Annotated in this window: 12 protein-coding genes; 5 read left to right on the top strand and 7 right to left on the bottom strand. The window is 44.3% G+C overall.

What is annotated here, in order from left to right; all coding sequences use genetic code 11:
* Positions 1-112: 112 nt before the first annotated feature.
* Entirely contained in the window at positions 113-1,900 is a 1,788-nt protein-coding gene (locus tag B5F25_RS02980; RefSeq protein ID WP_241148342.1) for a glycoside hydrolase family 13 protein, read from the bottom strand.
* 341 nt (positions 1,901-2,241) lie between these two features.
* Between B5F25_RS02980 and B5F25_RS02975 the strand changes: the two genes are divergently transcribed.
* On the top strand, positions 2,242-3,831 hold the full coding sequence (locus B5F25_RS02975; protein WP_087247464.1) for a DUF6377 domain-containing protein: 1,590 nt from the start codon (positions 2,242-2,244) through the stop codon (positions 3,829-3,831).
* Between the two features lie 254 nt (positions 3,832-4,085).
* A complete protein-coding gene (locus B5F25_RS21515) occupies positions 4,086-4,256 on the top strand; it encodes a hypothetical protein (protein ID WP_158098050.1) in 171 nt (56 codons plus the stop codon).
* Here B5F25_RS21515 and B5F25_RS02965 read toward each other — a convergent pair.
* The 6 genes from B5F25_RS02965 to B5F25_RS02940 form a co-directional block, all read right to left on the bottom strand.
* Positions 4,253-4,996 (bottom strand): NigD-like protein, encoded by a 744-nt coding sequence (locus B5F25_RS02965; RefSeq protein WP_087247461.1) that lies wholly within the window; start codon positions 4,994-4,996, stop codon positions 4,253-4,255. The two genes, B5F25_RS21515 and B5F25_RS02965, sit on opposite strands and share 4 nt — an antisense overlap.
* A gap of 196 nt (positions 4,997-5,192) precedes the next feature.
* Positions 5,193-5,555 (bottom strand): preprotein translocase subunit SecG, encoded by a 363-nt coding sequence (gene secG, locus B5F25_RS02960; RefSeq protein WP_087208620.1) that lies wholly within the window; start codon positions 5,553-5,555, stop codon positions 5,193-5,195.
* 6 nt (positions 5,556-5,561) lie between these two features.
* A complete protein-coding gene (locus tag B5F25_RS02955) occupies positions 5,562-6,296 on the bottom strand; it encodes a hypothetical protein (RefSeq protein ID WP_087247459.1) in 735 nt (244 codons plus the stop codon).
* 2 nt (positions 6,297-6,298) lie between these two features.
* Complete coding sequence (locus B5F25_RS02950) at positions 6,299-6,826, bottom strand: LptE family protein (protein ID WP_022039259.1); 528 nt, start codon at positions 6,824-6,826, stop codon at positions 6,299-6,301.
* Positions 6,813-8,075 (bottom strand): sigma-54 dependent transcriptional regulator, encoded by a 1,263-nt coding sequence (locus tag B5F25_RS02945; protein ID WP_087247457.1) that lies wholly within the window; start codon positions 8,073-8,075, stop codon positions 6,813-6,815. The genes B5F25_RS02950 and B5F25_RS02945 overlap by 14 nt, the downstream gene beginning before the upstream one ends.
* Before the next feature lie 96 nt (positions 8,076-8,171).
* On the bottom strand, positions 8,172-10,808 hold the full coding sequence (locus B5F25_RS02940) for a DUF5686 and carboxypeptidase-like regulatory domain-containing protein (protein ID WP_022039257.1): 2,637 nt from the start codon (positions 10,806-10,808) through the stop codon (positions 8,172-8,174).
* Between the two features lie 236 nt (positions 10,809-11,044).
* Between B5F25_RS02940 and B5F25_RS02935 the strand changes: the two genes are divergently transcribed.
* From B5F25_RS02935 to B5F25_RS02925, 3 genes are read left to right on the top strand one after another with little or no spacing between them, the layout of a single operon-like run.
* On the top strand, positions 11,045-11,521 hold the full coding sequence (locus B5F25_RS02935) for a phosphatidylglycerophosphatase A (RefSeq protein WP_022039256.1): 477 nt from the start codon (positions 11,045-11,047) through the stop codon (positions 11,519-11,521).
* Positions 11,522-11,562: 41 nt separating this feature from the next.
* On the top strand, positions 11,563-12,036 hold the full coding sequence (locus B5F25_RS02930; protein WP_225226186.1) for a GtrA family protein: 474 nt from the start codon (positions 11,563-11,565) through the stop codon (positions 12,034-12,036).
* Positions 12,014-12,694 carry a CDP-alcohol phosphatidyltransferase family protein gene (locus tag B5F25_RS02925; RefSeq protein ID WP_087208616.1) on the top strand — a complete coding sequence of 227 codons (681 nt, stop codon included), beginning with the start codon at positions 12,014-12,016 and terminating at the stop codon, positions 12,692-12,694. Before B5F25_RS02930 ends, B5F25_RS02925 begins: the two co-directional genes overlap by 23 nt.
* Position 12,695: the final 1 nt, after the last annotated feature.

Raw genomic sequence — 12,695 nt, 5'->3', positions numbered from 1 at the left:
AGCGTTATTTATAAGTGATAAAATAGAAACGGGATTTAAATGAAGAATGAAGAATTAAGAATGAAGAATAAGACATAAAGGTATTCTTCATTCTTAATTCTTCATTCTTCATTTAATTGAACTCCAGCAAGAGGATTTCCCTCGGTTGCAATTCCAATGTCTCGCCCAATGTTACGGTACGTCCGCTTAGAAAATCTTTGGCTTCCGCTTGAGGCAGGATTTCACGGTACGGAGTGAGATTGAGCGTCTGAGCCTGACCGGTTCCGTTCATCATTACCACCACCGAACGTCCGTCGTACTTGCGTTCGTACACATACGTTCCGCTTTGAATGGAATAATGCTTCAACGAACCTTTTCCCAATACGTCATTTCCCTTGCGCCAGTTCAAAAGCTTACGGGTAAAGTCGAAGGCTTCTTTTTGCAAGCCTTTGCGTCCTTCGGGAGTAAAGCTGTCCGTAGCGTCCCCTGTCCAGCCTCCGGGGAAGTCTTTGCGCAAGTCACCGTCTCCTTTCGCCTTGTCACCCGTCATCAAGATTTCAGTTCCGTAATAGATTTGCGGAATGCCTCGTGTGGTAAGTAGAAAGGCCAGAGCCTGCTTATAGCGGTTGATGTTTTGCGCTTTTTCGTCATCGGTAGTAAAGCGGGCGGTATCGTGATTATCGAAGAATGTCAGCAGGCTCATCGGATTGGCATATACCAAGTCTTGTGTCTGATAATCATACAGCTTGTATAATCCTCCTGCCCATTCGGTCGTTTCTTCATCGAAAGCCTGGTTCATCAGCCCCTGCAAGGGGAAGTCCATTACGGTAGGCAGATTAGAATTCTTCGGAGCAGCCAGTTTGCTGTCTTTTTGCCAATAGGATACCAACACGTTGCTGTTCAACCAGGTCTCGCCTACTATATTAAAATAAGGATACTCGTCCAATACTTCCTTACACCATTGACTCATGAAATCGTAATCGGCATACGGATGAGTGTCCTGACGGATACCGTTGATGCCTGCATATTCTATCCACCAGATGCTGCTTTGGATAAGATAGCGTGCCACGTGGCGGTTGCGCTGGTTCAGGTCGGGCATCACTTGGGTGAACCATCCGTCGGTGGCGATTTTCTTCTCATACTGGCTGGCATGTACGTCCATTACACTTGCCGTCTTGAATGAGGTTTGTACGTATTCGGAATGGAAGTTGAACCATTCTTTCGATGGCTTGTCGCGGAACAGGTAGTTTTCGCTTCCGCAATGGTTGAATATCATGTCCATAACGACTTTCAGTCCTTTGCTGTGTGCCTGGTCAACCAAAGTCTTGAACTCTTCGTTTGTTCCGAAACGGCGGTCTATCTGATAATAATCCGTGATGGCATAACCGTGGTATGAGCCGCTGGGCATATCGTTCTCTTGTGTGGGGTTGAGCCAGATGGCCGTTACGCCCAGGTCGGCAATGTAGTCTAAATGGTTGGCAATACCTGCCAAGTCACCTCCATGACGCGCGAACGGGTCATTGCGGTCTACCTTGTTCTCTTTCATGCCTTCTACAATGTCGTTTTCCGGATTGCCGTTGGCAAAGCGGTCGGGCATAATCAGGTAAAGCACGTCTTCGGAAGTGAATCCTTGTATGTCGCTCCCCTTGCGCACACGTTGCTTCAATTCGTAAGGGACAGCCGTTTTCTTTTTCCCTTGAGTCAGGACGATATTGAATGTCTGTGCGGGAGCATCCGTCAGGTCAAGATAAAGAAAAAGATAATTCGGGCTGTCTTGCCTTACGGTTTCTTTCAAGACGATGTTCTTGCCTGTAACCGAAACCGCAGATGTAGCGATGTTCTTGCCATAAAGCATGATTTGAAGCTCGGGATTTTTCATTCCTGACCACCAGAAGTTAGGGGCTATCCGGTCGATTTCCATTACCGGAGCCGCTTTGCTGAATCCCAAGAAAGCAAAAGCGGCAAGCAGGGTAAGCCATAGTTTTTTCATGATAATAATTGTTTTATGATAGTATGAATTAATGTTAATGCCATCATGCCTTGATGCATATATCGGCGTAAGCCAATGCAAGTATATGCGTAGGCTGATGCAAGTGTGTGCATAGCCCGTTGGAACTATTTACTTTTCTTTTAAACAAAAATAGGAAAATAGAGGAATATTTCGTACATTTGGAAGCGGAATATAAGTGTGGTATGTTATAAAATCAATGAGAATAAGATAGTTATCTTAAATTTAAAGGTGAAAAATATAAATCAGATTGTATGAAAAAAACTATTATATTAATTGTATTGTCGCATGTTCTTGCATTTGCTTGCATGGGGCAGTCTTCAAACGAACGGATTCTGAAAGAATTGGACGAAGTAATCGGGAAGAAAAAAGAGCACTGCGAAGAACGGGAAAGAACGATAGCCCAACTGAAGCAACGCCTTGCCAACGAATACGATAATGCACAAAGATACACAATCTGTAGTGAACTGTTCACTCAATACTTGCATTATCAGGCGGATTCCGCCTTGCATTATGTCGATGAGATGGAACGGTATGTCGGTTCGGCAAAGCCACAGAGAGCGGAAGCCGACGTGATTATCAACCGTGCCGATGCGATGGGTGTTATGGGAGCATATAACGAAGCCTTACAGACTTTAGAGCAGATAGACCGCAACCTGGTGACTCCGGACGTGCGGTTGAAGTATTACTACGCCATGCGTACCTATTACGGCTGGATGGCGGATTACACCATTATCCTTTCGGAAAAGGAAAAATACATCCGCAAGACCGCCTGCTACCGTGATTCGGTGCTGATGCTGGTGCCCGAAGGTCCCGGACGGAGCATTTCGCTGGCTGAAAAGATGTTGCTCGAATCGCAATTCGATGCCGCCATTCCAGTACTGAACAAAACCTTGTCCGCTCCGATGAGCATGCAAGAAAAGGCATACGTCAACTATACACTGGCATCAGTCTATGAAGCGAAAGGCGATGTCGAAATGCAGATTTATTATTTGGCCCAGACCGCCATTATCGACCTCACCATGGCAGTGCGTGAATACGCTTCCCTCCAGCGGCTGGCATGGGTTCTTTACCGGCAGGGAGATATCGAACGGGCTTACCGCTACCTTCGTTGTTCAATGGAAGATGCTGTTGCATGCAACGCCCGTTTGCGTTTTTTAGAAGTGACTGAAGTGTTTCCCATCGTCAACGATGGCTACTCTGACAGTGTAGCGAACGAACGGCGTATGATGAATATCTTTTTCTTTACGTTGGCGGTGATAGCGCTGCTGCTCGTCATCGTAGCGTTACGCCTGTATTCATGGAACAAGAAATTATCGCTCATGCGGGTGAATCTTTCGGCGGCTAACGAAGAACTGAAGACGGTGAACGAAAAGTTGGCGCAAACTGGTAAAATAAAGGAAGTGTATATTGCCAGATATTTGGATAAATGCGTAAGTTATCTCGACAAACTGGAGCAATACCGGCGTTTGTTGGAAAAACTGGCAATGGCTTCACGCATCGATGATTTGTTCAAGACTATCCGTTCCGACCAGTTTTTGCGCGATGAACGAAAGAATTTTTATATGGAATTCGACAAGTCTTTCCTTGAACTCTTTCCTAATTTTATTGATGATTTCAATGCATTGCTAACGGACGACGGGAAAATATACCCCAAAAAAGGAGAGCTTTTGAGTACGGAGTTGCGTATTTTTGCCCTGATCCGCTTGGGGGTAACTGATACAGCCCGTATAGCTCATTTCTTAGGCTATTCGCTTGCTACGGTATATAATTACCGCAGCCGTATCCGCAATAAGGTGAAAGTAAATAAAGAAGATTTTGAGCAGGAGGTGATGAAGTTGTAGAACACGCCAAGCATGCTTTTGGATGAACATAAGTGAGTCGGACGTATCTTATGAAAACGAATATATACTGCAACCGCTGATGAATATATACTGCAACTGCTGATGAATATATACTGCATCTGCTGATGAATATATACTGCATTGGCAAAGGTAGTACTACTGCGTTATTTGCATCCAGAGCAAGTTGCGGACATTTATCAAATTGGGCAAAATGCGGATAATCATATTAGAAGCTGTTTTGAATTTATCGTGCGATGATTTGGGATGAGTTTTTGAGGCATTTCCGCTTCTGTGATGAGGAAGATAGCGGGCTATCTGACGAAGAACAGGAGCGAAAAGGACCAAAAAATCGCCCAAAGCACGCACGAAAACGGATACATCAAGCCAAGAAAAACTTTTTGGAGAAATTCAAAACAGCTTCTTAGTAAATATCTTGTTCTGATGAAGGTGTCTGGACGGATTTTGCCTGTTCGGGTGTCGGTTCATTCATGTTTTCGAATACGAGTGTTTGTTTTCCGTAAACGGCATGGTTGACCTCCATCTTGATGCCTTTGGCACGGTCAATCGGGAGTGTGTTGAGATTATAGCATACCACTTCCGTTCCGGGATTGAACACGTCTGTCGTGTCTCCATATGTGTTGTAGCGGTATTCCAGATGGATATATCCGTCTTCTCCTATCTCTTGTTCATCTGCATGTCTTATCAGGCTGACCCGGTGCTTTTTCTCCAGTGGCATTTTCATATCGAACAGCATGTTCATGTATCCTCCTGCTATCCATGCTTCACGTACATAGGCTGGGTCGTTGGCATATTCGTTCTCGTTTTCATTAGTCAGGTCTTCTACCGTTTTGGTCAGGAAAGTGCGTAGCTGTTCTGGCTTGATTCCCACATCGTATCCGTAATAATTGTCATATAACGGGTTGAAGACCAACAGTCCGCGTGTACCTTCTGTTATCTGATACCCCCATATTCCCGAAGCAGCGGGATACATGGTTCCCCATGTGTCGCCTGTAAAAGTATAGATTCCATCACTCTCTACATGTATGGTCACCCAGTCGTAGGCAATATCACCGATAGAATATCCGTCTCCGTCATCGCATGAGGTTTGAAGCATGCCTGTTGTCAGTGCACAGAGACCCATTGCGTATTTCAATAATCTTTTCATATTTGTGTGGTTTTACTATTCAATAAGTAAAGACGGAAAGAGTTTGAATACTGCATGCATTTAGCATAAATTAAGGAAATATCGGGGGAATAAAAAAGATGCAGATATACATTGGGACAGCGGTTTGGGAAATTCTCGACAAACCTTGCTGTGTATGTATATCTGCGTCTCGTTTTTTAAGAATATGAGGGGTAGGTTATTGGGCTGTTGAGTCTGTTGCTGCCGGTGTGGTAGCCTGTTCGGTCTGGGGTGCAGCAAAGCCTTCGGGGGCATTTAACGGATTTGTTTTCTGTTCCTGAACAGCCTGATCCATGATTACAGACGAACCTTGAGTGGCACTTGGCAATACATAAGCAGCTGCAACACTTAAAACTACCATGAAAACAGCCAGTCCCCATGTCAGTTTTTCAATGAAATCTGTTGTTTTTCTTACACCCATAATCTGATTGGAAGAAGCAAAGCTGGAAGCCAATCCTCCTCCTTTTGAATTCTGTATCAATACCACAAAGCACATTAATACAGATGCCAGTACGATTAATCCAACTAATAATAAGTACATTTTCTTTTATTTTGATTTAGCGTTAATAATCAATTTTTCCAAAAATCTCATTTGGTCTGCAAAGTAAGCATTTTTTTTTGGATATTTCAAATTTAATTTCTTGATAATTTCAAGAGCTTTCTCATAACGGTGCTGTTTGACGTATATTTTAGCCAAAGTTTCGGTAAAATAGTTTTCATCGTTTTCGGTTTCTGTCTGTGCTTCTTCATCATCCGGTTCGTTTTCTTCCTGTAGGGATGGAGCGGCGGGCGTTTCGTGCGACTGTGTATTTTCGATAAAACGGTCTATCAGTTCCTGGCCCTTCATTGGAGTGGCTTTTTCAGGCTTTGTTCCTTCCTTCAGCAGTATGGTTGCATAGTCCATGTTGGCTTCTGCAGGAAGGGGCAGGTCATTTCCCAAGGATTCGGGTGTGCCAGATAAGAAACGGTCGATGAGGTCGAGGGTGCGGTCTGTATCAGAAGCATTTGCTGGTGTTTTCTTGTCGTTCGTATGCTGTTTGATGGAAAGACGTTCACCTTCGATGAAGTAGAAAAGTACACTCAGGTCGGCAATGTAGAGTGCGCTTTTCTGTAACTCGGCTTTAAAGTCGGGGCTTTGTAGCAGATACAGGTTCTTGAGGTAAAGTAAACGTGCCGTCTGAAAGTAAGGATAGCGCGACAAAAGTTCGCGTAGTTGCTCCAGACTTTCTTCCGATAACGATTCGGGATGTAAAATCCACTGTTGTAGGTTTTCTTGTATCATTTTTACCAGTTAGCCACAGTAGCATTAAATATTTGGTCTACAATCTCATCAATCATTTCACTCACCAGTCCTTCTTGCACAGAAGAAAGCTGCTGGCTGGCATCGTATTCACGGCTTGCCGAGAACTGTTGTTCAAAGTCTTCGGCATGATTGGTATTGTTGACAAAACGCACATTGACGGTCATGCGCAATTCTGCCATTGTAGAATAACCGTCAGAACCTACACCTTTATTATATGCGTCGTAATTGGTTATTTCGCCCGAAAGTTCCAGGTCGCCTCCCTGACGTGCCTGTTTTAAACGGGTTTGCCGCATATAGATGTCTTGCAAAGCCGTGTTGAACATCGATTCCATCGGACCCCAGACAAAGGCTGCCGAACGGTTGGGAAAGTTTTCGAATGAAATGGTTTTTACTTTGTCGTAGTTGATAGATGCTCCATTAAACTTATACGAGATGGAGCAAGCTGTCAGTATGCAGGCAAAGACTGCACACATGCCTATAAGTTTACTGCGTTTTTTATTCAAGTCCATATTCTTTGATTTTTCGGTAAAGTGTACGTTCTGATATTTTCAAGTCGGCAGCAGCGTTTTTGCGTCTGCCATGATGTCGCTCCAAAGCTTTGCGGATCATTTCTTTTTCCACGTCTTCCAATGCCAGGTTTTCTTTTACATATTCTTCGGCATCTTGTACCTCTGAAGGCTCTACGGGGGTGACGTTGATAGGGTGCTCTGTTGCAGATACAGGTTTGACTACCACAGGCGATTCGGGTATGACATTTACTGTATTTTGCAGATAGTGTACCGGCACCTCAGTGGGGTGTGACACGGTAGAGCTGGGGTGTTCGGCCATAATGTCATGAACTAGTTTTTTCAGTTCGGTTACATCCCGGCGCATGTCAAACAAGACCTGATACAGGATTTCGCGTTCGCTTTCGAATCCTTTTTTCTCAGATGCATGGATGCCTAATAAGACAGGCAGGCGTGACTCTGGCTGTGGAGGCAGGTAGCTCTGCAATATGGCGGGAGTGATATCCCGATTGGTTTCCAGGATGGATATCTGTTCGGTGATGTTCTTCAGCTGGCGGATATTGCCTGGCCACGGATAGTGAACCAAAAGCTGCTTGGCTTCTTCCGTAAGTTGGATGGCGGGCATATGGTATTTTTCGCCAAAGTCTGAGGAAAATTTCCGGAACAACAAGACAATATCTTCTGTACGTTCCCGCAAAGGCGGGACTTTGATAGGCACTGTGTTCAGGCGATAGTAAAGGTCTTCACGGAATCTTCCTTCGGCAATGGCATCGGTGAAATTGACATTGGTCGCTGCTACAATGCGTACATCTGTTTTTTGTACTTTTGATGAACCTACCTTGATGTACTCGCCTGATTCGAGTACCCGGAGAAGGCGTGCCTGTGTCGATAAGGGGAGTTCGCCTACTTCATCAAGAAAAATTGTTCCTCCGTTTGCTTCGGCAAAGTATCCGTTACGGTCGCTGATAGCACCTGTAAAGGCTCCTTTTTCGTGTCCGAACAATTCGGAATCGATTGTTCCTTCGGGGATGGCGCCACAATTGACGGCTATGTAAGGGCCGTGTTTACGGCGGCTGAACTGATGGATGATTTGAGGAAAACTTTCCTTACCTACACCGCTTTCACCGGTTACTAATACCGACAGGTCGGTAGGAGCTACTTGTATAGCTATATCAATGGCACGGTTCAGCCCCTCGGTATTTCCGATGATGCCGAACCTGAGTTTTACGCTTTGGATTTCTGTCTTATTCATATGGGTGACTTCTTTATATGACAAAATTACAAAAATCTTGTTATATCCAGCAATTTTGGCAGCTTTTTATTTGGTGTTAAGAGCCTGGTCACCTTTTTAGAATACGGTACGAATCATGAAACGGATGCCCCATTTATTGGCGGTAGGCAGGTTATTATAATTCAGCCGGCGTACATATTCTATATGCAGTAACTTGAAGATATTGTGTATACCTGCTGTGATTTCTACATACGGCTTATGTGGATCCATCACATAACTGGAGTAATCGTATCCTCCGGCGGCATTGTAATGTCCTGGAAACATCATTAAGACGTTATCGTTGCGGTTTTGTTCCAGGAATGGATTGTTTTTGTCGGTCAGTTTTCCCCAAAGGCATTTCACGCCGATAAATTCACGCCATTTCAGCTTTTTGAGCAGAGGAATGCGGTTGAACAGCTTGCCTTGCATGTTCCACGATACATCAAGCGAGGCATAGCGGTCGTTCAGAAACTCCATGTTATTGATAAGATTGAATGTTTCTTCTTGAATGATGTACGACAAGTTGGCTGCCGGCATAATCAAGAGGGGGAAAGGTACCTTGTTCCACTGGATGCCGCCTTTCAGGTATACATCAATATTTCCCCAAGAGTTGAGCCAAAAGCGTTTGTAGGCACTGAAATCGGTCATATTGTATGTATAGTCACTTCCCAGTATACCTTTCACGGAAAGGGTATGCTGAATGGAGAATACCGGTGCATCCAGATTTACCGGCAGGCGGCGTTGTTTGGTATTGACAAATGTTTCTCCCGGTGCATAGCGGAAAGCTATCGAAGCTTCGGCAACGGTAATATCGTGTGTGTTGAATGGTGAATGTACCCATTCCGTACCCGATAGCCTGCCGTTTGCAATGGCAGATTGCAGTTGCGATTCGCCAGCCATGGTGCGGTAGAACAATTTTCCGCATGGCTCATAATTGGCATAGCGTACAAAGGCGGTAGTCTTGAAGCCGAATTCGCGTTCGCGTTCGTATTTAATGGTGGCTTTCCGTTCGTAATTGTATTGGTCTACCGTACATACTTTCAGTGATGTAAACACGTTGTCTTTGTCGGTATGGATAAATTTGTCGGAAGGCAGCATGTTGTCATACTGGTAGGTGAACGTCATCGAATGTTTCGGAAATTCGCGCGGAAGGTATTCTTTCTTGTCGAACGAATATTCCACTTCACCCATATACTTCGACCGCTTGTCTTTGAATCCGTAAGCATAATATCCTTTCAGGAAAAGGTGTGGATTCAAGTTGGCTGTAGTTTGTGCCGATGCACGCAGGCGTAACCCGTCAATGTAGTTAGAGGTAATCATGGTATTGATAGGACCTATATCTACCTTGCTGTCGGGGGTACTGGTTTCCACAAAATTCTCGATAAGTGCTTTTAAGAAAAACATGAAGTATTTGAAACCTTTTATTTTGGTCAGGTCGTCCACAAAACTGCCCATACGTTGTTCCGATTGGGTCAAGTCTTCTTGCCTGTACTTGCTCCAGAATTCATTGTCGCGCATCATGGCATTTACATCCTTTATTTCTTTTCCTTTTTGTTTGAAAAGTCTGTTGGGTAAAGGGTCAAAGTTGAAGTCGAAATACCGGGTGGTCCGTCTTACTAGAAAGCTTCCCAGTACTTTTTTCAGGTAAGACATTTCGCACAGCATATCATCTTCCAGCAAGGTCCATTCTCCTGTGGGCAGTTCGCCGAACTTCTGGTCAATCACCATGTGGTCGACAAAGTTGATATCGGTTTTCTTTGGCAGGTTCAACTGGCATTGTTTGACACGATAGGTAGAGTCGGCAAGGATATACAGGCTTCCTGTAAATCCGAAGTCTTGTGAGTTGTTGGGCACGAACGAGAGGCGGAAACACTTGTCGCGCTCCACATAAATGGTATCCATGATATAGAACTTGTAAAACCGGATACCTGCTTCCGATATCGGGCTGTCGAACGGATATTGAAGAAAACGGAAACGGTCTTGGTAGATGTCAATATCCTGAAAGACGTCTTTCAGGACAGTTGTAAGCATTTCGCCGGTACTGAACAGCTCGTTCACCCCCGTAGAGTTGATGCCACGTACATAGGTCTTTTCCGAATGCGGTTCTTTACGGTATACGTTTTCATAGACGGTTTCGTCGACCGAAAGGGGAAGGATGTTCTTGCCTGTTACGTCGCATACCTCTACCTGGTCGCGGAAGAAAGGATATTGCTTGAATAGCCAGGATTCGCGTAAAGTGTCTGCCGTGATGTTGTTTTTGGCAAACATGATTTTCTGGTATTTGTAATATTGGTAGAAGTCCTTTTGCTTCAAGTCTGTTCTCCGCTTCGAAGCAATGACTTTCTTTATCATTTCTACGGCAGGATTGTTCTTGCGGGAGTATTTTTCTTTTTTAGGCCGTATGATGATTTCGTCAAGCATCTGGTCTATTTCTTTCATGCTGACGTTCAGTTCGCTTGTTTTTGCTGATACGATGATTTCTTGTGTTTCGTATCCTACCATGGAAAAAGTCAGTTTAGTCCATCCTGCATGGTATGCAATCGAATATTCGCCATCATTATTTGTTACAGTTCCCACTCCTTTCCCGTCGTAATATATATTTAAATAAGGAATAGGTTCGCCTGTATTTGCGTCGACAACCACCCCATGAATCTGGGCTGCAATCTCCATCATACAGAACCAACCTATAAATATAAGGAGTAATCGTTTCACCATATCAATAATCTTACTACGCTTTTTATTAAATTTGAAAACGAAGGCGAAATTACACCACTTTCTTGTTTCTGACAAATGAAGAACGTTGAAAACTGATAAATAAACCGACTTTTATGTAGTATTAACCATTATTAATTTAGATTTTAAGGAAAGACATTTCAAAGAAAAACCGTACTTTTGTAGGCTCTTACAGAAGAGACTTCAAGGTGACAGCTTGTCGGTTAATAAACAAGAGTATGCAGAAGATACCTTTTTTTCATCAGTTGATAGCAAGTGGATTCGGTAGCGGATACAGTCCGGTGGCTCCAGGTACGGCAGGTGCCCTTTTGGCAATGTTGGTATGGTGGGGATATGCGTCTTTGCTCGATTATGTATTTATACAGGTTATAACAGCATCGTTGGTCGTTGTCTTTACTGTATTAGGTGTATGGTCGGCTGGCGTATCCGAGAAATATTGGGGAGCCGACCCGTCACGGGTAGTCATTGATGAGATGGTGGGAACCTGGATCGCTCTCTTGGCTGTGCCTGCTCATGGGCATTGGGGATACATGGTTGCGGCGTTTCTGTTATTCCGCTTTTTTGATATCCTCAAGCCGTTAGGCATCCGGAAGATGGAGCGTTTCCGGGGAGGATATGGTATTATGGCAGATGATATATTGTCGGGCATTTATGGGCTGATAGTTATTTATTTTTATAGATGGATTGTGACGTGAAGGACTGGCTTATAGGTTTCACTCAGGGGAAAGGTTTGTTTATGTTTATCCGTGCCCAGCTTTCGGCACAGGTAGCGACTGTTGTCGATTTTCTGGTCAGTATTGTACTGAATCAGGGATTCGGCATCTATTATGTTTATGCTACCTTGACAGGCTCGGTCAGCGGAGGATTGGTGAATTGCGCCATTAATTATAAATGGACTTTCCATACTGAAGATTGCGGTCCGATGTATGTGTTGTTTAAATATCTTCTGGTCTGGTTGGGAAGTATTGGGCTTAATTTGTGGGGCACATACCTGCTGACCGAATTTCTGACGATGCAACAAAGTCGTCTGCATCTGACAGACTCTACCGCTTTTATTCTTTCGAAGGTTATTACTTCGGTAACGGTAGCTGTGTGTTGGAATTACAATCTGCACCGTATGTTCGTATTTAAAGATGCTCAAATAAATAATCGATTGAAAAACAGAATAAAACAAATCAAACACCGACATGGAAATAAAAAAACAAGCTAAAAAGATGCGGGACGCATTACAGCAGTTTATTTATAAAGTGATAGACCCGCTGGTTCATGGAATGATAAAGATAGGTATTACGCCTAATATGGTGACAACTATCGGTTTCCTGGGAAACCTTGCAGGAGCCTGTATTTTGATTTATGCAGGGGCTCATCCGGACGAAACGCCCTATCGGCTTATTGCCTGGGCAGGTGGAGTGATATTGGTATCTTCTTTGTTTGACATGATGGACGGGCAGGTGGCACGCATCGGGAAGATGGCATCTACTTTCGGAGCCATGTACGATTCGGTACTTGACCGGTATAGTGAACTGGTGACATTGGGAGGTATTTGTTTTTGTCTTATCGGGCATGGCTATCTGGCAGGTGCCGTTATAACTTTTGCCGCTTTAATCGGTTCGCTGATGGTAAGTTACGTGCGTGCCCGTGCCGAAGGATTGGGGCTGGAATGTAAAATCGGGTTTATGCAACGTCCCGAACGTGTCGTGCTGACCAGTGTAGCTTTGCTGGTATGTGGTATCACGGCGACTTGTGCCCGCGGGCTTTCGTTTGATGCCATGCTGATTCTGATTATACCGATGGCATTTATTGCAGTTTTTGCCAATATTACAGCATTGGCACGTATCGAATATAGCCGTCGTCAGCTGATAAAGTGAT

Origin of the sequence: Bacteroides sp. An19 (genome assembly GCF_002160215.1) — a bacterium.
Lineage (GTDB): Bacteria > Bacteroidota > Bacteroidia > Bacteroidales > Bacteroidaceae > Phocaeicola > Phocaeicola intestinalis.
The sequence above is the reverse complement of the archived record's forward strand: the minus strand, read 5'-3'. Positions and strand labels throughout refer to the sequence as shown.

Bases quoted from the DNA above. Each gene is read 5' to 3' on its own strand.
- B5F25_RS02980 (WP_241148342.1), bottom strand. From the start codon at position 1,900: ATGGAAATCGACCGGATAGCCCCTAACTTCTGGTGGTCAGGAATGAAA.
- B5F25_RS02975 (WP_087247464.1), top strand. From the start codon at position 2,242: ATGAAAAAAACTATTATATTAATTGTATTGTCGCATGTTCTTGCATTT.
- B5F25_RS21515 (WP_158098050.1), top strand. From the start codon at position 4,086: ATGATTTGGGATGAGTTTTTGAGGCATTTCCGCTTCTGTGATGAGGAA.
- B5F25_RS02965 (WP_087247461.1), bottom strand. From the start codon at position 4,996: ATGAAAAGATTATTGAAATACGCAATGGGTCTCTGTGCACTGACAACA.
- secG (WP_087208620.1), bottom strand. From the start codon at position 5,555: ATGTACTTATTATTAGTTGGATTAATCGTACTGGCATCTGTATTAATG.
- B5F25_RS02955 (WP_087247459.1), bottom strand. From the start codon at position 6,296: ATGATACAAGAAAACCTACAACAGTGGATTTTACATCCCGAATCGTTA.
- B5F25_RS02950 (WP_022039259.1), bottom strand. From the start codon at position 6,826: ATGGACTTGAATAAAAAACGCAGTAAACTTATAGGCATGTGTGCAGTC.
- B5F25_RS02945 (WP_087247457.1), bottom strand. From the start codon at position 8,075: ATGAATAAGACAGAAATCCAAAGCGTAAAACTCAGGTTCGGCATCATC.
- B5F25_RS02940 (WP_022039257.1), bottom strand. From the start codon at position 10,808: ATGGTGAAACGATTACTCCTTATATTTATAGGTTGGTTCTGTATGATG.
- B5F25_RS02935 (WP_022039256.1), top strand. From the start codon at position 11,045: ATGCAGAAGATACCTTTTTTTCATCAGTTGATAGCAAGTGGATTCGGT.
- B5F25_RS02930 (WP_225226186.1), top strand. From the start codon at position 11,563: ATGTTTATCCGTGCCCAGCTTTCGGCACAGGTAGCGACTGTTGTCGAT.
- B5F25_RS02925 (WP_087208616.1), top strand. From the start codon at position 12,014: ATGGAAATAAAAAAACAAGCTAAAAAGATGCGGGACGCATTACAGCAG.